16 protein-coding genes and 1 pseudogene are annotated in these 17,552 nt (G+C 72.1%); 4 read left to right on the top strand and 13 right to left on the bottom strand.

Translation table 11 applies throughout. The features are described 5' to 3' along the window. Nucleotides 1-77: 77 nt before the first annotated feature. On the bottom strand, nt 78-1,433 hold the full coding sequence (locus tag PZB75_RS26190) for a protein phosphatase 2C domain-containing protein (protein WP_275537748.1): 1,356 nt from the start codon (nt 1,431-1,433) through the stop codon (nt 78-80). A 182-nt stretch (nt 1,434-1,615) separates the two neighbouring features. Between PZB75_RS26190 and PZB75_RS26185 the strand changes: the two genes are divergently transcribed. Continuing rightward, nucleotides 1,616-2,605, top strand: coding sequence for a helix-turn-helix domain-containing protein (locus PZB75_RS26185; protein ID WP_275537747.1), 990 nt, complete (start codon nt 1,616-1,618; stop codon nt 2,603-2,605). A 69-nt stretch (nt 2,606-2,674) separates the two neighbouring features. Beyond that, nucleotides 2,675-3,157, top strand: a complete 483-nt coding sequence (locus PZB75_RS26180; protein WP_275537746.1) for a DUF456 domain-containing protein — start codon at nt 2,675-2,677, stop codon at nt 3,155-3,157. 8 nt (nt 3,158-3,165) lie between these two features. Here PZB75_RS26180 and PZB75_RS26175 read toward each other — a convergent pair whose 3' ends face one another. Together PZB75_RS26175 and rsgA are read right to left on the bottom strand one after the other, a co-directional pair. Further along, nucleotides 3,166-4,551: a DNA-3-methyladenine glycosylase 2 family protein gene (locus tag PZB75_RS26175; protein ID WP_275538874.1), complete on the bottom strand. Its 1,386-nt coding sequence runs from the start codon at nt 4,549-4,551 to the stop codon at nt 3,166-3,168. Between the two features lie 94 nt (nt 4,552-4,645). Then, the gene (rsgA, locus tag PZB75_RS26170) at nt 4,646-5,800 is read right to left on the bottom strand and encodes a ribosome small subunit-dependent GTPase A (protein ID WP_275537745.1); all 1,155 of its coding nucleotides are present in this window, start codon (nt 5,798-5,800) and stop codon (nt 4,646-4,648) included. A gap of 410 nt (nt 5,801-6,210) precedes the next feature. On the opposite strand from rsgA, the gene PZB75_RS26165 reads away from it, so the two are divergent. Beyond that, nucleotides 6,211-6,711 (top strand): DUF5949 family protein, encoded by a 501-nt coding sequence (locus PZB75_RS26165; protein ID WP_275537744.1) that lies wholly within the window; start codon nt 6,211-6,213, stop codon nt 6,709-6,711. Nucleotides 6,712-6,868: 157 nt separating this feature from the next. Here PZB75_RS26165 and PZB75_RS26160 read toward each other — a convergent pair whose 3' ends face one another. From PZB75_RS26160 to PZB75_RS26135, 6 genes are all read right to left on the bottom strand, one after another. Further along, on the bottom strand, nt 6,869-7,276 hold the full coding sequence (locus tag PZB75_RS26160; protein ID WP_275537743.1) for a rodlin: 408 nt from the start codon (nt 7,274-7,276) through the stop codon (nt 6,869-6,871). A gap of 116 nt (nt 7,277-7,392) precedes the next feature. Further along, nucleotides 7,393-7,593, bottom strand: a complete 201-nt coding sequence (locus tag PZB75_RS26155) for a hypothetical protein (RefSeq protein WP_275537742.1) — start codon at nt 7,591-7,593, stop codon at nt 7,393-7,395. Nucleotides 7,594-7,916: 323 nt separating this feature from the next. Further along, a complete protein-coding gene (locus PZB75_RS26150) occupies nt 7,917-8,327 on the bottom strand; it encodes a rodlin (RefSeq protein ID WP_275537741.1) in 411 nt (136 codons plus the stop codon). 210 nt (nt 8,328-8,537) lie between these two features. Beyond that, entirely contained in the window at nt 8,538-8,828 is a 291-nt protein-coding gene (locus PZB75_RS26145; protein WP_275537740.1) for a hypothetical protein, read from the bottom strand. 442 nt (nt 8,829-9,270) lie between these two features. Beyond that, complete coding sequence (locus PZB75_RS26140; RefSeq protein ID WP_275538873.1) at nt 9,271-9,462, bottom strand: chaplin; 192 nt, start codon at nt 9,460-9,462, stop codon at nt 9,271-9,273. A gap of 303 nt (nt 9,463-9,765) precedes the next feature. After that, on the bottom strand, nt 9,766-10,176 hold the full coding sequence (locus PZB75_RS26135; protein ID WP_275537739.1) for a rodlin: 411 nt from the start codon (nt 10,174-10,176) through the stop codon (nt 9,766-9,768). Nucleotides 10,177-10,511: 335 nt separating this feature from the next. Here PZB75_RS26135 and PZB75_RS26130 point away from each other — a divergent pair, with 335 nt between their 5' ends. Beyond that, on the top strand, nt 10,512-11,291 hold the full coding sequence (locus PZB75_RS26130; RefSeq protein WP_275537738.1) for a chaplin: 780 nt from the start codon (nt 10,512-10,514) through the stop codon (nt 11,289-11,291). Nucleotides 11,292-11,412: 121 nt separating this feature from the next. Here the strand turns inward: PZB75_RS26130 and PZB75_RS26125 are convergent, their stop codons facing one another. The 4 genes and pseudogenes from PZB75_RS26125 to PZB75_RS26110 form a co-directional block, all read right to left on the bottom strand. Beyond that, complete coding sequence (locus PZB75_RS26125) at nt 11,413-13,476, bottom strand: reprolysin-like metallopeptidase (RefSeq protein ID WP_275537737.1); 2,064 nt, start codon at nt 13,474-13,476, stop codon at nt 11,413-11,415. Nucleotides 13,477-13,652: 176 nt separating this feature from the next. Next, a complete protein-coding gene (locus PZB75_RS26120; RefSeq protein ID WP_275537736.1) occupies nt 13,653-14,588 on the bottom strand; it encodes a dihydrodipicolinate synthase family protein in 936 nt (311 codons plus the stop codon). Continuing rightward, on the bottom strand, nt 14,585-15,592 hold the full coding sequence (locus PZB75_RS26115) for an ABC transporter ATP-binding protein (RefSeq protein WP_275537735.1): 1,008 nt from the start codon (nt 15,590-15,592) through the stop codon (nt 14,585-14,587). The genes PZB75_RS26120 and PZB75_RS26115 overlap by 4 nt, the downstream gene beginning before the upstream one ends. Next, nucleotides 15,589-17,552: pseudogene (locus PZB75_RS26110) on the bottom strand (dipeptide/oligopeptide/nickel ABC transporter permease/ATP-binding protein). The gene PZB75_RS26115 and the pseudogene PZB75_RS26110 overlap by 4 nt, the downstream one beginning before the upstream one ends.

The raw sequence follows: 17,552 nt of genomic DNA, 5'->3' as shown, positions 1-17,552 counted from the left end.
CCCTTCCTGCACTGTCGGCCCACCGGGCTCCGGTCGCCGTACGGTCTCCGGAGTCCATCAACCCACGGCCCACGCGGTTACGCCTCCCAGACGGCGGCCCCCGTACGGTCGTCGGCGTACCCCTTGGCCCTGAGCTGGATGTCCGCGAGGTACGCGGCGAGACCGGGCGGGCCGCCGGTCGTCCAGCGTCCGGCGAGCGCGTCGGTGAGGGCCGGCTCACCGCGTACGGGGTCGGCGAGACCGGGGCCGCACAACAGGAGCGTGTCGCCCGGACGGGCCTGTGCCGCCCGGAACAGGAAGCGCCCGTCGGACGGTGGGACCGGCTCCCCGTCCACGTCGTACGGGGCCGGCGGCGACGCGTCCCCCGGGGCCATGGCGGGCCGTTCGCCGTCCGGAGTCTCCTCGCCCCCGGCTCCGCCCTCTGCGGCCACCCGTGGTTCGAGGTCCTGCCAGGCACCGTCGCGGAGCCGGAACAGCCCGCCGGGACCTTCCCCGAAGACGACCCGGGTACGGCACTCCGGGTCGGTCGGCAGCAGGAGGCAGCGCAGGCCCGCCGTGTACTCCTCCGGTCGCAGCCTCAGCTCGGCGGCGCGGGTGCGGAGCCTGCCGTAGCCACGGTCAGTCAGCCGGTGCAGCCCCGCGCGCAGGTCGGGCCGCCGGTCCGCCCGTATGTCGTCGCAGAGCCGGGCGTGGCTGCGGCCGACGGCGCGGGCGATCCAGCGGCAGAGGTCGGCCGCCGCACGATGCGTCCCCGTCCCGGCCCGGCCGCCGCCCGCGACGGCGACCAGGACGAGGGCGTTCTCCGCCGTGCCGAACCGCACGGTGAGCAGGGAGTCCCGGCGCGGCTCCCCCCGGAACCGCGCGGAGTCCCCGCGCACGGAGGCGGCGCGCAGGACGTACGAGCCGTAGCTCGCCCCGTCGAGCACGGTGTCCGCGAACGGGCCGTCGAGTTCGTCCAGCTCATCGGGACCGGTGGCGGGCAGGGCGGTGGGTTCGGCGTCGTAGGTGGGCGGCCGGTCCCCCACGTACCCGACGCGCGGCCGGTCGTCGGCGGTGTCGGACCCGTCGGCGGCGCGTGCCTCGGCGGGGGTCCGGGCGGTGGCACGGCCCGGCCCGGATTCAGCTCCTGCCACCGTCCCGTCCGCCACGGTCGGCTCCGCCCGTGGTACGGGGACCGGCTGCGGCACCACCGTCCTCGGCCCTTCGAAGGTCCGCGGCCGGGTGGGCTCCGCCGGTCTCTCCCACGGCGCGCGGCCCGGCACCGTCCGGGACTCCGGTACGGGATCGGCGGCCTGCCCCCGATCCCGTACCCCCACCTCCGCCCCTGCCTCCGCCTCCGCCTCCGCCACGATCCCGACCGCCACCGCCTCGTCGTACAACCTGTGCCACCAGTCGTCCTCGCGGGTGACGCGCCCCTCCCCCTGCTGGCTCATGCCCTTGATTCTCCACCGCCAGGGCCCGGGAAAACCTGTTCATCGGGAAATAGCGATCCGCTGGGCACAACGGCGAGCGTTACGGGGATGATGGCCCGCGGCGGATTCACGCCGTGGCCGCGTTCCGCCACGGCCGGCCCACGAGTCCGGCGGAACGAACACGCTCGGGGAGGAGTCCGGAGTTGCTGGGAGCCATAGGTCTCGACGAGAGGCAGGAATCGGCCTACCGCGCGCTCGTCTCCGTGGGGGCGGCGGAGGTGACCGATCTCGCGCACCGGTTGGGGCTCCCCGAGCACGACACGGACCTGGCGCTGCGCGGGCTGGAGCGGCACGGACTGGCCGCCCGGTCCTCCACCCGCGCGGGACGGTGGGTGGCGGCGCCGCCCGGGGTGGCGCTGGGCGCGTTGCTGACCAGGCAGCGCCGTGAGCTGGACCGGGCGGAACGGTCGGCCGCGCGGCTCGCGGAGGAGTACCGGGCGGAGGCCGCCGAACCGGCCCTGCACGACCTGGTGGAGGTGGTCACGGGGGCGAGCGCGGTGGCGTACCGGTTCCAGCAGCTCCAGCTGGGGGCGGCCGACGAGGTCTGCGCGCTGATCACCGGCAAACCGGTCGCGATGAGCGGCGCGGCCGACGGATCACGGAGACGGGCGGCCGACCGGGGCGTGACGTTCCGGGCGGTGATCGAGCGTGAGGTGCTGGCGCTGCCCGTCGCGGTCCTGGAACTGCCGACCGCGCGGAACCGCGACGCGCGGATCAGGTCCGTCGACCGGTTGCCGACCGAGTTGGTCGTCGCCGACGGCCGTCTGGCGATGGTGCCGATGACCGGGCACGGCACGGAGCCCGCCGCACTCGTCGTCCACGCCTCCGGTCTGCTGGAATCGCTCACGGGACTGTTCGAGGCGGTGTGGCGGGAGGCGATGCCGCTGCGACTCGGCGGGAGCGGCTGGGAACGGGAGGGCCCGGCGGGACCCGACCCCACCGATCTGGAGATCCTGTCGCTGCTGCTGGCGGGACTGACGGACGCGAGCGTGGCCAAACAACTGGAGCTGGGGCTGCGTACCGTGCAGCGGCGGGTGAAGGGTCTGATGGAGCTGGCCGGGGTGTCGACGAGGCTCCAGCTGGGCTGGCACGCGTACGAGCGGGGCTGGGTGTCCCGGGGAGGACGGGGCTGAACCGAGGGCTCTCCCCACCCGGGTCGCGGCCGGCGAGCGGGACGTGACGGAGTCCGGCAGGCTGGCCGGATGAGTGTGTGGCAGCTCGTCGCCGTCGGTCTGGTCATGCTGCTCGGCCTGATCGGAGTGCTGGTGCCGGGGGTGCCGGGCCAGGCGATCGTCTGGGCCGCGGTGCTCTGGTGGGCACTGACGGACACGACCCCGGTGGCCTGGGGGGTGCTGATCGGGGCGACGGCCCTGCTGTTGCTGAACCAGGCGCTGAAGCCGTTGCTGCCGTCGCGTCGGCGGGGCGAGTCGGGTGCGCCTCGCGGGACGCTGATGCTCGGTGGTCTCGCCGGGATCGTCGGCTTCTTCGTGGTGCCGGTGGTGGGCTGCGTCCTGGGATACGTCGGCGCGGTCTACGGCGCCGAGCGGCTGCGGCTCGGCAGCCACGCGGCGGGCTGGTCGTCGGTGCGCTCGGTGATCCGGGCCACCGGTGTCTCCGTACTGGTGGAGCTGTTCGCCTGTCTGCTGGTCACGGGCGCCTGGCTCGGCACGGTCATCCGGGGCTGACCCGCCCCTCACCGCGCTCCGGCACCGGCCTGGGCCCGGCGGGCGTGCTCCAGATGGCGTACGGCGTACGACCGCCACGGTCGCCACGCCCCGGCCCCCGGGATGTCGTCGGGATCGACGTCCGGATCGCCCAGTGCCCGCATCCTGATCAGGGCCGCGGCCCTCGGTCCGATCCCCGGCAGCCGCAGCAGGGCCCGCTCGGCCTCGTCCCGGTCGGCCCCGGCGTCGAGCCGTACGGTCCCGTCGGCGAGCGCGGACGCCAGCGTCCGCAGTTCCGGCCGCTCCTCCCCCGCACCGGCCAGCGCCCCCGGCTCCGGGAAGACGTGGCTGAGACCACCGCACGGCGCGTCGAGGCGCTTCCCGTACGCCTCCACGAGTCGCCCGGCCTCGGCACGCCCCAGCAGCGCCCGCACGGCGAACTCCTCCGGGTCGGCCACTCCCGGCGAGCGCAGTCCGGGCCTGGCGGCGACGAGCGGGGCGAGCCGGGGATCGGCGCCCAGCGCCTCGTCCACGGCGTACGGATCGGCGTCGAGATCGAGGAGCCGGCGCAGCCGCTGGACCGCCGTCGTCAGATCACGCAGATCGGTGAGCTGGATCCGGGCGTCCAGCCACGCCCCGGCGGACCGCTCGTCGACGGCGACGACACCGGAGCCGTACGGCAGCCGGAGGGTGCGCCGGTAGACACGGTCGCCGGGTGTCCCCGTCATCTCCTCGACCAGCGGAACCGTCTCCTCCGCGAAGAGGTCGAAGACCTCCCGGGCCGCGTACGGGCCCCGGTGCGCGAGCCGCAGCGGGATGCCGGCCCGGCTCGCCCCGTCCGGACCGCCCACCGGCCCGGCCCCGGACTCGGCCCGCAGACCGCTGGGGGTGCGGGAGTAGATCTTCCGGACCGTGTCGTTGAACTGGCGCACGCTCGCGAACCCCGACGCGAAGGCGATCTCGGTGACCGGCAGGTCCGTGGTCTGGAGCAGGACCCGGGCGGTGTGGGCCCGCTGGGCTCGGGCGAGAGCGACGGGACCGGCACCCAGTTCGGCGGTGAGCTGCCGCTGCGTCTGGCGTGTGCTGTAGCCGAGCCGGTGGGCCAGGCCGGGCACCCCTTCCCTGTCGACCACGCCGTCGCTGATCATGCGCATGGCCCGTCCGACGACATCGGCCCGTACGTTCCAGGCCGCCGAACCGGGGACGGCGTCCGGGCGGCAGCGCCGGCAGGCCCGGAAGCCGCCCCGCTGGGCGGCTGCCGCGGTCGGGAAGAAGCGGACGTTCTTCCGTTTGGGGGTGACGGCGGGGCAGCTCGGGCGGCAGTAGATCCCGGTCGTCTCGACGGCGAAGAAGAACTCCCCGTCGAACCGCGCGTCGCGGCTGCTCACCGCCTCGTACCTGGTCTCGTCGTCCATCACACCGTCCAGTGTGCACCGGCCGGGACCGGTGCACTCGCGGCTTTCGGACGTCGGCCCCGAAGGGGGTTCCGGGGCCCGGAAGGCGTGCGGCCTACCGCAGCCTGCCCCGCTTCGCCGCCAGGGCGGCCCGTCCTTCGGCCTCCCTGCGCTTCCATACGTTCCGCAGCTCGGACCGCACCCTGGTGTCGGTCCTGGCGACGAGGCGCTGGTTCTCCCGCAGCAGCCCGCGGTAGCTGTCGAGCCGCCGCTCGGGCAGCGCTCCGTCCTCGACGGCGGACAGCACCGCGCACCCGGGCTCGGAGACATGGCCGCAGTCGTGGAACCTGCACCCCCGGGCCAGTTCCTCGATCTCCGAGAAGAGCCGCCCGACCCCGGTCTGCGCGTCCCAGAGCCCGACACCGCGCAGCCCTGGGGTGTCGATGAGTACGCCGCCGCCGGGCAGCACCAGGAGGTTGCGGGTCGTGGTGGTGTGCCGGCCCTTGCCGTCGGCCTCGCGGGTGGCCCGGACCGCCATCGCGTCCTGTCCGAGCAGCGAGTTGGCGAGGGTCGACTTGCCCGCGCCGGACACTCCGATCAGCACGCTCGCCCCACCGGAGATGACGGCGGCCAGCACATCGAGCCCTTCCCCGGTGGCGGAACTGACCGGCAGCACCTGCACACCGGGCGCGACGGACTCGACGTCCTGGACGAGATGCGCCACCGTGGCCGCGTCCGGCACCAGGTCGGACTTGGTGAGCACCACGAGCGGTTCGGCGGCGGAGCCGGAGGCGTCCGGGCCGTCCCGCAGCAGCGCGTCACCCTCGGAGCTGGACATCGCGAGCGCCAGGAACCGTTCCAGGCGCCCCAGGTCGAGTTCGGCGGCGATCGACACACAGATGGCGACGTGGTCGATGTTGGTCGCGAGCACCTGCCCCTCGGAGCGCTGGGAGGTCGTCGAGCGTACGAAGGCGGTGCGCCGGGGCAGCAGCGTCCGCACGAACCGCGGATCACCGCCGGGGTCGACGGCCACCCAGTCACCCGTGCAGATGATCCGCATGGGATCGCGGGGCACCACGAAGGCGGTGTCGGCGCGGACGGTGCCGTCCGGGGTGACGACATCGGCCTGCCCACGGTCCACCCGCACCACCCGGCCGGGCACCAGGCCCTGCTCGGCGTACGGGGTGAACGCGGCGGCCCAGCCGTCGTCCCAGCCGTAGCGGGACAGCGGGTGCGACGGCGAGGAAGCCGACAGGAACGAGAAAGACAAGGGGAACCCTTCGAAGGAGTGGCCCCGGCCACGCGCACACAGGCGCGGACGAACGCGAAGGAGATCCGGAACGGATCAGCCGGTGACCACGGGGATGAGAACGACACACTTCCGGTCGTGGGCAGTGCCCGTCGCAACGACAGTCATCAAGTCCTCACCTCCTGATTCACGCGACGCGTGCGGTCCTCCGCACCCGGCTGACGGCAGCGGCCGAGGCCACTGTCCGGAACACCGCGGATTTTAGCCCGGGGTCCGAGGGTGGCGCCAACGGATTTCGGCCCGCCCCGACCCCCTGCCCGCTCCCGAACCGGGCGTCGTGCCAGTCATGTTCGCCGAAGTTGTCAGGGAAGTCCCCCGATCAGGTGATACGCGTGCACTACGCCCGTTCCCTGGCGGTTATGGTGCCGGACATGACCTCACCCCAGACCGCCACCGCCCCTTTCACAGCTAGCCAGTTGGGCACGCTCGTCGTGATCGGCTGGAGCGGCCCGCACCCGGAGAACGGCCAGGACGTCGCTTTTCTGCTCAGCTACTCCCTCGGCGACGGGAGGGACGGACCCGAGGCCGGTGAGGCGGCGATGCGCGCCGCCCTGGAGCGCAGCGGACTGCCCGTCGACGGCAGCCTCGTCAAGGCCGCGGAGACCCCCGGTCTTCCGGTGAAGCTCCTGGTCCAGGCCGGGCAGGCGGTGCTGACGCTGCCTCACTTCACCGCCCAGTACCCGGCGCCCGCCGAGTGGCTGTCCGCGGCCACCGAGCAGGGCGAGGCGTACGCGATCTTCGCGACCCGTCCCTGGCCGGAGGCCGCGCCCGGACGGCCGGTCACCGAGGAACTGCTGCGTTCGTTCGCGGCCGACGAGGAGGTCATCAGGACCTCGGCCCACTGCCTGTTGCCGGTGAGCGCCCTGGCCTGACGCCCGGCTCCACCTCCGGACATCAGTGTCCCCGCGCCCGATACGCCGCGATGCCCACCGCCCCCCGTAGAGCGGTGGGCATCGTCATGAGCGATACCGCACAGAGATGTGCGGGCGGCACGAGGATGTCACCTCGTGCCGCCCGCAGGTGACTACATCAGCGGTTGGCGACGCCGTTGCCGGAGAGCACCGGGATGCCGTCGACGAGGTGCGACAGCGCCTCGTCACCCTTCGCCTGCGTGGAGTTGTCCGCGCACTGCTGGTTCTGCGGGGAGGCCAGCACGTTGACGTCCTGGACCGTGATCGGCACGACGCCGATCAGCGAACCGAGGTTGGCCTTGACCGGCACACCGAGGCAGAGGTCGTTCAGCGTGCCCTGGATGAGCTGCGACTGCGGGCTGCCGTCTCCCTGGGTGGCGGCGTTGCCGTAGGCCTGGGTGGCGCCGTTGCCGTTGAACGACGTGGTGCCGGTGTCGTTGCCGATCGCCATGGCCGTGGGGGCCAGGGCGGCCGAGAGGCCGACCAGGGACGCGGCCACGGCCGCACCGGCCATCATCTTCTTCATCAAGCTTCACCTTTCGGAGCGTTCCGTTCTGGAACGTACTGATCAACCGCGTACGGACAGATCGGTTCCGCAGTACCACTCAAACGGGTTGATTTTGCCGCACATGGACGTCCGGCTCAGCTGCCATGGGCGTCGCCCGAGGTCCGGGCCGCGGGAACGAGCCCGCTCGCACGGGACGGTGCCGCGCTCGTGGAAGAAGTGGGCCCGGGGGCGCACGAGGCGGCCTGCCACTCGGCGAGCAGCCGGTCATAGATCGGTGTGGCGTCCCCCGGGTGCTGCGGTCCGCCCGACGGGCCGCGACTGTCGTACTGGTCCATGGAGGGGCTGTACCCGCTCTTCGGACCGGATCGGCAACCGCTGCGGCATCCGGCCCAACGGGCGTCGGGCCGGATGCGGACGGTGGAGGCACGCCGAAGGGCCGGCCCGTCCGGGCTGCCGGGTAACGGCTGCCGCGTTGGACGGACCGGCCCCTCGTGTTCCGAGCACTTCGGACCACTACGGACAGGCAGCGGCCGGGCCGTCCCCGCGGAATTCGAGATCAGCGGGTGAGGTCCGGAGCCGTACGGTCCCCGCGCCGGTCACCGCACCACGCCGGTCGCGACGTCGGTGCGGGGAAGCGGTACTGGTGCCCCTCCGGGGACTAGCGGTTGCCCGCACCGTTGCCGGAGAGGATCGGGATGTTGTCCAGGATGTGCGACAGCGCCTCGTCGCCCTTGGCCTGTGTGGAGTTCTCGGTGCACTGCTGGTTCTGCGGCGAGGACAGGACGTTGATGTCCTGGACCGTGACCGGCACGACGCCGACCAGCGAGCCGAGGTTGGCCTTGGCCGGGAGGGCGATGCAGGGCTTGTTGAGCGAACCCTGGATCAGGGCGAACTGCGGGCTCCAGTTGCCGTGGGTGGCGGAGTTGCCGAACGCCTGCGAGGCACCGTTTCCGTTGATGGAGGTCGTGCCGTTGCTGTCGCCGACGGCCAGCGCCTGCGGAGCCATCGCGGCGGAGACACCGACGACGGAGGCAGCGATGGCTGCCGAAGCCATAATCTTCTTGATCATGAAATAGCCCTTCTGGTTTTTCTGTGTGCCCGCCTATCCGGAGCGCACTGACCAACTCGTTCCGGCGGGAATGGTTGTGGAGTTTCACCCGAACGGTGCTCTCTCGTCCGGGTGATCTCCGGACGAGCGTGAACGGGAAATGCGAAACGCGTGAGCTGACCGCTTCAGGCGAGCGGTTCATCGGCGACGAACGCGCCGCCCCCGGTCCGGTCAGCGGCCGAGTGCCACCCCGCCGAGCAGCGGGGCGGCGCTCTTGGCCACTCCGGTGGCCTCGCCGGCCAGCCTTCCGACGGTGCCGTCCTTCTTCGCCGTCTCGGCCGCCTTCGCGACGGTTCCGACCACGGGGTCGATACCCTGCGGCGCCCTGGTCAGCACCTGCTGGATGCCGCCGTCGAGGCTGAAGTTGGGGGCCGTGGCGTCAGTGACGGCGAAGGCGGGAGCAGCCGTTCCGAGGGCGACCAAGGAGCCGGCGACGAGGGCGGCGGTCTTCGCGTACTTCACTTTCAGGTTCCCTTCTCCAGCGGCAGCTGCTTCGGTCGCGTCTCGCGCCGCACAGGCCATCCTTGACCCGTGACTTCTGCCGCTTTCCCTCTGGCTAACGATTCTTCGGAGCCGCGGCAACTGCGTGCTCCGACATTTCTCGGACAGCCCGGATACGCGGCACGCTTGCATGACTAATCACTGGATCGGGTGCACCGCAGGACATCGGGCGGGAATTGGTGGTGCACTTGTCCCGCACCGTTCCGGATGTCCGCCCGGACGTCCGCCCACCAGCCGCCGGGCGCACAGCGCCTCGGGCCGGCGGAATGCCTCCGGCCGTCCGCCGCGTCCGGGCGGGAGAACACAGCCGGAACGGGCCCCGAGGAAAAGGGGAAGGCCCCGGAGCGCGCTTTGTGCGCTCCGGGGCCTTCCGCTGTGAACGACCGTGTCGGCGGACCGACGGTCAGCTGTTGACGCAGGTGTTGCCGAAGGCGGGGTTCAGCAGACCGATGACGTCGATGGTGTTGCCACAGAGGTTGATCGGAACGTGCACCGGAACCTGGAGCACGTTGCCGGACAGCACGCCCGGGGAGCCGGCGGCGAGGCCTTCGGCGCCGGAGTCGGCGAACGCGGGAGCGGCGGCGCCCATCGCCATGAGGGTTCCGGCGGCGACGGCGGCGATCTTGGTGTACTTCACTTTTGTCCCTTTCGACAGTGGAGTCCGAAGCGGTCACGATTTTCGCGCCGCACGAGCGGTGTCCTGATCACTCGTAACTCCACGGCTGTATTTCGTAACGATTTAAGACCGGGATCGAAACTATTGCAGGAGCGGTTTGCTGAAAAACCGCCCGAATGACGCAACGGGCCCACCCGGATCACCGAGTGGCGTCCGGGACGCGGCGGCGGGCCCGGCCACCGCGTCGAGGAGTGCGCGGCCGGGCCCGTCGTCGCGTCGGGCTCAGCGGTTGGCGACGCCGTTGCCGGAGAGGACCGGGATGTTGTCGAGGATGTGCGACAGCGGCTCGTCGCCCTTGGTCTGGGTGGAGTTCTCGGTGCACTGCTGGTTCTGCGGCGAGGACAGGACGTTGATGTCCTGGACCGTGACCGGCACGACGCCGACCAGCGAACCGAGGTTGCCCTTGAGCGGGAGACCGATGCAGGGCTTGTTCAGCGAACCCTGGACCAGGCCGAACTGCGGGCTCCAGTCGCCGCGGGTCTCGGCGTTGCCGAACGCCTGCGAGGCGGCGTTGCCGTTGACGGAGGTGGTGCCGGTGTCGTTGCCGATCGCCAGGGCCTGCGGAGCCATGGCCGCCGAGAGGCCGACGATGGAGGCCGCGACGGCGCCCGTAGCAAGAACCTTCTTGATCACGATGAACCCTTCTCGTTCCTGAATGCCCCGTGCCGGAGCGCGCCCTGCCCAACTCACCTCCGCACGTTTGGTTCTCGCCATTCACCCGAATGCCGGACACCCGGACCACGACCGGAACGGACGGCGTCAACCGCGGCCTCGCCAAGGACCGTCCGCTCGTCCCTCGTTCGAGTGGTTACGGAATTTCCACCCGATTTCAAGTTTCCTCCGCAATCAGCCGTCGTTATGGCTGTCGTCAACGTCTCCGTGCCCCACCACGGGGCTGCTCCGTCCCGGAAACGGGAAAGAACGACGGGCCGTCGGCCCGCACGAAGTGTCCTAAGGAAGGGCAGTACATGCGACAGGCTTTGAACAAAAGCATGCTCATCATGGCGGCGGCGTCAGGCATCCTGACCGCGACCGGCGGTCACGCATACGCGGACGCGTCGGCAGGAGGCGCCGCCGTGGGGTCACCGGGCGTCGGTTCGGGCAACGCCGTCCAGGTGCCGGTGCACATTCCGGTGAACCTCTGCGGCAACACGGTCGACGTCGTCGGCCTGCTGAACCCCGCCTTCGGCAACAGCTGCGCCAACGTCTCCGGCGGTGGCGGCAGCCACTCCGCGCAGGGCGCCGACGCGGAGGCCGTGGCCACCAACTCCCCCGGCGTGCTGTCCGGCAACGTCGTCCAGGTGCCGGTGGACGTCCCGGTCAACGCCTGTGGCAACTCCGTCGACGTCGTGGGCGTGCTCAACCCCACCTTCGGCAACGGATGCGTCAACGCGTCCGACCCCGTGGGCCGCCCGCCGGTCGACCCGCCCCGCCAGCCGCCGACACACCACCAGCCCCCCACGCACACCACTCCGCCCACGCATCACACACCTCCGGCCGAGCCCCCCCTCACTCCGGACGAGCCGCCCATCACCCCGGAGACCCCTCCGGCCACTCCGGAGGAGCCGCCGCTCGCCGCTGACGAGCCGGCGCTCGCCGCGGACGACCCCGCGGCCTCGCCCGCGGCGACCGCTGCGCTCCTGGCGGACACCGGAGCCGGACAGGTGGGCCTGGCGGCCGGGGCCGGCGCCGCTCTGCTGCTCGGCGGCACGGTGCTGATGCGCCGTACCCGCGCCTCCAGGAACTGAACCGACCGTCCGCCCTCCCCGGCTGACCTGCGAAGGGTCCGGTCGGACAGCCTCGGCTGTCCGACCGGACCCTTCGTGTTCCAGGGCACCGGGGCCTTCACGCGGCCGCTGGGCCGCGTCGTCAGCGCTTCGTGAGCACCGGAGCGAAACGAGCGGTGATCAGATGACTGTCCGCGCCGAAGGTGACGGCCGTCTGTCCGATGCCCGGGGTCACCCTCCCGCCGTACTTCTTGCCGTCCATGAACCAGCCGACGAAGCGGTACCCGCGTGACGGCGTGGCCGTCACGATGACGGTGTCCCCCTCGGCGAACAGGCCTGGCCGCGACGGCTCGATCGTGCCGAGACCGCCTTCGACGGCCGGCATCAGCGGATGGACGGCGGGCGCGAACGTGGCGCTGAGGACCAGGTCCTCGTCGCCCAGGTCCACTCCGACGTCGGCCGTGTCACCCGCGTACGAATCGCCCAGTTCCCAGCCCACGAAGTGGTAGCCGGGTTCCGGGACCGCGCTGTACAGCAGTCCGACGCCCATCGCGGCGGCCTTCGCCGCGGGGGCCTGCTTGACCGCGCCGCCGCGTGTCGTCCTGGTGACGACCTTGGGGGCGGGAGTCTTCCCCTTGACGAAGAAGGCGACCAGCTTCCGGTCGAAGCCGACCGGGACGCGCGCGGTGGCCGACGTGCCGGCGACCCGCTTGCCGTCGAGGATCCAGTGCGAGAAGACGTACCCCTTGGCCGGCTTGGCGGTGAACACCGCGGTGGTGCCCTTCGGGTACGGACCGGTGCGGGCCGCCGCGACCGTGCCGGACGACTTGGGGGACACGGAGGTGGTGACCCCGCACAGGGCCTCGGTGCTCTTCGCCGCGCGGTAGGCCGCGACCCCCTTGACCGTCGTGTTGAACACCTCGCCGGTGTCGGCCTCGTCGGGCCTGCCGAGCGGGACGCCCAGGGCTTCGCCGCGGTACGTCTCGTGGGCGTTGGCGAAGTGGTTGATCCGCCCGCAGCGGCCCTTGGTGGCCTTGCGGCAGCCCGATTCGTACGCCATCAGCGACGACCAGTTGCCGGACTTGGGGAAGTAGCCGTTGGCGCCCCGGGGCGGCGGCTGCTTGGGCTGGGTGACGCGGTCGTGCGAGGCGCCGAGGTTGTGTCCGATCTCGTGCACGAGGGAGAAGTGGCTGAGCGCCGACCGGGCGACGACCGAGAACCCGTAGTTGCTGGTGTTGACCGACGGTGCGGTGGGCGTGTAGGCGAGGCCACCCGCCGCGTTGCCTCCGGCGATGACGGAGACCAGGTCGGCGCCGTACTTGTCGCGCAGCGGGTGCAGTTCGTCGGCGACCTTGTCGTTGGTCGCGGCGACGGCCTTGATGAGTTCCTGGGTGACCCCGTCCTGGGCGGCCGTCACCTTGACCGGGGTGACGTGGACCAGCCGCAGTCTGGCCTTGGTGCCGCTCACCGCGAACGCCTCGTTGGCGAGCGCCACGGCCCGGGTGATCTCGGCCCTGATCTGCTTGTCACCGCCCGCCTCCGTGGTGGCCTTCGGGGTGTAACCGATCAGCAGGTCGATGAGGGTGATGCCCTGTCCGCCTTTGCACGCGGCCGCCGCGCGCGGGGTGACGGCGGTGTCAGCCGCCGCTCCGCGGGGTCCGGCCGGTGGTGTTCCGAGCCCGGGTTCGTTCTCGTCGGTCAGCGGGGTGACCTGGCTGATCCGTACGGTGCCCGGACCGGTGGTCTCGACCGTGTAGACGTCACCACCCAGCATGAACTCGGCGTTCATCCGCTCGTTGTCCGGGACGCCGTCGCAGCCTCCCTCCAGGGTCACGAACCCGCGCTGCCCGGACCCGCCGCCCACGCCGCCGGTCCACAGGAGGGTGCCGCCCGAGGTGTACCGGCTCTGCTCGGTGAGCTGGATCGAGACGTCGTCGAAGAGCGGGAACGTCGCCGGGCGGCCGTACTGGTCGCCGCAGAGCGGGCCGAGGGCCGCCGAGTCGATCCGGGCGTGCCGCACGCGCGTCGCCGCGCCGCCGATGTCGTCGGCGGCACCGACCTCCGGATCGGTGCTCGCGGGGGCGGTGAGGATCGTGCGGTGGCCCCCGGCCGCCGCAACGGCGGCCGGGGGCGGCGGGGCGAAGGCGGTGGCGCCGAGCACCATCGCCCCCACCGCGACGCCACTGGTCCATCTTCTTACGGACATGCACTGCCTTTCTGTCTGTTCACGAACAAACAGGACAGTGCCCCGCGTGCCGGACGTGTCACACGGTCGCCCTCCGATGTCACCTCTCCGGGCGGCGCGCACCAGGGCCGGTCGGCGGCATCCGCGAGCCGGGGCGGGCGCCGGGGGAAGGCCGGGGCACCGGGGCTGACCGGACGTCAGGTCCGGGACAGTCCGGCGCGGTCCAGGCAGGCGGCGACGGCCGCGGTCTCCTCGGCGTCGAGCCGGCGCATCGGCGGGCTCATCACATTGGTGGCGATCACACCGCGCAGCATGAGCGCCGTCTTGAACGCGCCGAGTCCGGCGGCCGTCGCGGAGGCGGTGCCGGGGCGGGCCGCGCGGACGATGTCGAAGAGGGCGACGAGGCGGTCCTGTTCGGCCTTCGCCGCCGCCCAGTCGCCCCGTACCGCGGCCTCGTGGAGCCGGACGTATCCGTGCGGGTCGACGTTGCCGAGTCCGGGAACCGAGCCGTCGGCGCCGCTGAGCATCATCGCGTCGACGACGAGTTCGTGTCCGGTGAGCACGGCGAAGCCGGGCATTTCGCGGGCGCCGATGGCGAGGCGGCGGAACGCCCCGTCGTCGCCGCTGGAGTCCTTGACACCCGCCAGGACGCCGTCCGCGGCGAGCCGCAGCAGCAGGTCCGGGTCGAGCTTGCTGTGGACGCAGACCGGTACGTCGTACGCGAGGAGCGGCAGGTCGACGGCGGCGGCGACCAGGCGGAAGTGCCGGTCGATCTCGGTGTCGTCCGTCCGGGTGTAGAAGGGGGCGGTGACGACGACGGCGTCGGCGCCGCGCGCGGCGGCTGCGTGGGCGCGTTCGATCGCGCGGTCGGTGGTGGTCTCGATCGCGCCGACGAGGACGGGGACCTGTCCGGCCGCGGTGGCGGTGATCACCTCGATGACCTCGTCCTGGCGGCCGGGGGTCAGATAGGCGGTCTCGCCGGAACTGCCGAGCGCGAACAGGCCGTTGACACCGCCGTCGATGAGGTGGCCGACGACCCGTTCCAGGGACGCGCGGTCGAGCTCGCCGTCCGTGGTGAGGGGGGTGACGACGGGCGGGATCACTCCGCTGTGACGGGGGGTGCGGGCGGTCATGCGGTGCTCCTTGCGGACGGTACGGAGGCCGCCTCCCCGGGGAGGCCGGCGGGTGTCTGGGGGTGGACGCAGTGCCAGCGGTGTCCGTCGGCGCCGGCGCTCTCGGCGGGGAAGACCGTGGCGCAGGCGTCGTCCGCCTTCCAGCAGCGGGTGCGGAACGGGCAGCCGGACGGAGGGTTGGTGGCCGACGGCACGGGGCCGGTGAGCACGATCCGTTCGGTGGTCTCCAGCAGGCTGGGCGTGGCGGAGAGCAGTGCCTCGGTGTACGGGTGGCTGGGGGCGCCCGCGACGTCGGCGGCGCGGCCCTGCTCGACGATCCGGCCTAGGTAGAGGACGGCGATGCGGTCGGCGAGGTAGCGCACGGTCTGGATGTCGTGGGAGATGAACACCATGCCGAGGCCGAGGCGTTCCCGGAGGTCGACGAGGAGGTTGAGGACCTGGGCGCGGACGGAGACGTCGAGTGCGGAGGTCGGTTCGTCGGCGACGATCAGTTCGGGTTCGAGGGCCAGGGCGCGGGCGATGGCGACGCGTTGGCGCTGGCCACCGGAGAGCTGGCCGGGCAGGGCGGCGAGGGTGTGGCCGGGCAGGCCGACCAGGTCGAGGAGTTCCTCGACGCGCCGTTCGCGCTCGTCGCGGGTGCCACGCCGGTGCACGTCGAGCGGGTCGCGCAGGATCTGACGTACCGTCAGTCGTGGGTTGAGCGCGGTGGAGGGGTCCTGGAAGACGACGCCGACGGCGGAGCCGAAGTCGTCGCGGCGCTGGGCCGCCGACATCTCCCAGAGGTCGCGTCCGTGGAAGCGCACCTCTCCCTCGGTGGGCTTCTGGAGGCCGGTGAGGACCCGGGCCAGCGTGGACTTGCCGCAGCCGGACTCGCCGACCAGTCCGACGATCTCGCCGCGCTCGATCTCCAGGGTTGCGTCGGTGAGGGCGTGCACCGCGTCCCGGCGGAAGACCCCGCCGCTGCGTGCCTTGTGGCGTACGTGAACGCCGTCGAGCCTGATCACAGGGCGCTCCCTTCCAGCTGTGCGGTCCTCGCCGGGTGGTGGCAGGCGTAGTCGTGGTCGTGCGTGGCGCCGTGCCGGGCGAGCGGGGGGACGGTGGTGCGGCAGAGTTCGGTGGCGGCGGCGCAGCGGGAGGCGAAGCGGCAGCCGTCGCCGAAGCCCTGGGGCGCCGGGACCACGCCGTGGATCTGGTGCAGCCGGTCGGCGCCCGCTTCCAGCGAGACGACGGAGCCGAGCAGGCCGCGGCTGTAGTGGTGGGTGGGGGCGGTGAGTACGGAGCGGGTGTCGCCGATCTCGGCGAGACGGCCGGCGTACATCACGGCGACGCGGTGGGAGAGGTCTCCGACCAGGGCGAGGTCGTGCGAGACGAGGACCATGGCGAAGCCGAGTTCCTCGCGCAGCTTGATGAGGAGTTCGACGACCTGGGCCTGCACGGTGACGTCGAGCGCGGTGGTGGGCTCGTCGGCGATGAGGAGGCGGGGGCTGCGGGACAGGGCCATGGCGATCAGGACGCGCTGGCGCTGGCCGCCGGAGAGTTCGTGCGGGTAGCTGCGCAGGGTGCGTCCGGGCGAGAGGCCGACGAGTTCGAGGAGTTCGGCGGGGTCTTCGTACCGCCGCGTGAGGTGAGCCTGCGGAGCTGGGTGCCGACGAGGACGGACGGGTTGAGGGAGGAGAGCGCGTCCTGGTAGACCATGGCGATCTCGGGGCCCATCAGGGCGCGCCGTTCCTTGGTCGAGAGCTTCAGCAGGTCGCGGCCCCGGTAGATGATCTCGCCGCTGATCTCGGCGTTGCGGGCGAGGAGGCCCATGACGGCGAGGCTGGTGATGGATTTGCCGCAGCCGGACTCGCCGACCAGACCGAGTGTTTCGCCCTCGTGGACGGTGAAGTCGAGGGAGTCGACGACGGGGACGGTGCCGTAGCGGTCGGGGAAGCGGATCGCGAGGTCGCGTACGACGAGGAGTTCGCCGGCGTCCTCCGGTACCGGGACGATGGTGGGTTCGGTGGCGTTGACGCGCCGGGCGAGCTTGTCGAGGGCGGCGTCGACGGATTCGGCCGAGCGGGCCACGAGCGGGTCGGCGCCGGCCGCCGTGGGTCCGGGCGTGACGCGGGCGCTCTTCGGCGCGGCGGAGGCGTCGGTGAGTCCTTCGGAGAGGATGTTGAGCGCGAGGACGGTGATCAGCAGGGCGAGGCCGGGGAAGAAGGTGGCCCACCAGCCGCCGGCGAGGAGGATCTGCCGGCCGTACGCGAGGACGCTGCCCCAGCTGGGGTCGGGGTCCTGCACTCCGGCGCCGATGAAGGACAGGCTCGCCTCGAAGATGATGGCCTCGGCGACCATCACGGTGGCGAAGACCATGACCGGGGCCATGCAGTTGACGGCGACGTGCCGGAGCACGATGTAGCCGCGGCGGGCGCCGATGACCTTCTCGGCGGCGACGTAGTCCTCCCCGTACTGGGACAGCACGTTGGCGCGGACGACGCGGGCGAGCGACGGGGTGTAGACGAAGGCGATCGTGAAGATGATCACCGGGATGCTGGTGCCGAAGACCGCGACGAGGACGGCGGCCAGCGCGATCGGCGGGAACGACATCACGATGTCGAGGGTGCGCATCACGGATTCGTCGCCGAGTTTGCGCGAGGTGGCGGCGAGCGCCCCGAGGAGCGCGCCCGCGACGAGGGCGAGGGCGGTGGCGCCGAGTCCGATGATCAGGGAGTAGCGGGAGCCGTGGACGACGCGGGCGAACACGTCGCGGCCCGCCCGGTCGGTGCCGAACCAGTGGGCGCCGCCGGGGGCTTGGACCGGGGTGCCGGTGGTCAGCGGGTCCTGGGTGAGCAGGGGCGCGAACACGGCTCCGAGGATGACGACGAGCAGGACGCCGAGGGCGACGCGGGAGGTGACCGGGAGGGCGCGGAACGCGATTCCGGGGCGGGAGAGCTTGGCGGCCAGACGGCCCGTGGCGAACAT

This window comes from Streptomyces sp. AM 4-1-1 (genome assembly GCF_029167625.1).
Taxonomy (GTDB): domain Bacteria; phylum Actinomycetota; class Actinomycetes; order Streptomycetales; family Streptomycetaceae; genus Streptomyces.
The sequence above is the reverse complement of the archived record's forward strand: the minus strand, read 5'-3'. Positions and strand labels throughout refer to the sequence as shown.

What these genes read in the sequence shown, in the direction of transcription:
- PZB75_RS26125 (WP_275537737.1), bottom strand. Translation starts at nt 13,476, where the DNA reads ATGTCCGTAAGAAGATGGACCAGTGGCGTCGCGGTGGGGGCGATGGTG.
- PZB75_RS26155 (WP_275537742.1), bottom strand. Translation starts at nt 7,593, where the DNA reads ATGGACCAGTACGACAGTCGCGGCCCGTCGGGCGGACCGCAGCACCCG.
- PZB75_RS26180 (WP_275537746.1), top strand. Translation starts at nt 2,675, where the DNA reads ATGAGTGTGTGGCAGCTCGTCGCCGTCGGTCTGGTCATGCTGCTCGGC.
- PZB75_RS26190 (WP_275537748.1), bottom strand. Translation starts at nt 1,433, where the DNA reads ATGAGCCAGCAGGGGGAGGGGCGCGTCACCCGCGAGGACGACTGGTGG.
- PZB75_RS26130 (WP_275537738.1), top strand. Translation starts at nt 10,512, where the DNA reads ATGCGACAGGCTTTGAACAAAAGCATGCTCATCATGGCGGCGGCGTCA.
- PZB75_RS26140 (WP_275538873.1), bottom strand. Translation starts at nt 9,462, where the DNA reads ATGGCGATGGGCGCCGCCGCTCCCGCGTTCGCCGACTCCGGCGCCGAA.
- PZB75_RS26165 (WP_275537744.1), top strand. Translation starts at nt 6,211, where the DNA reads ATGACCTCACCCCAGACCGCCACCGCCCCTTTCACAGCTAGCCAGTTG.
- PZB75_RS26150 (WP_275537741.1), bottom strand. Translation starts at nt 8,327, where the DNA reads ATGATCAAGAAGATTATGGCTTCGGCAGCCATCGCTGCCTCCGTCGTC.
- PZB75_RS26120 (WP_275537736.1), bottom strand. Translation starts at nt 14,588, where the DNA reads ATGACCGCCCGCACCCCCCGTCACAGCGGAGTGATCCCGCCCGTCGTC.
- PZB75_RS26175 (WP_275538874.1), bottom strand. Translation starts at nt 4,551, where the DNA reads ATGGACGACGAGACCAGGTACGAGGCGGTGAGCAGCCGCGACGCGCGG.
- PZB75_RS26160 (WP_275537743.1), bottom strand. Translation starts at nt 7,276, where the DNA reads ATGAAGAAGATGATGGCCGGTGCGGCCGTGGCCGCGTCCCTGGTCGGC.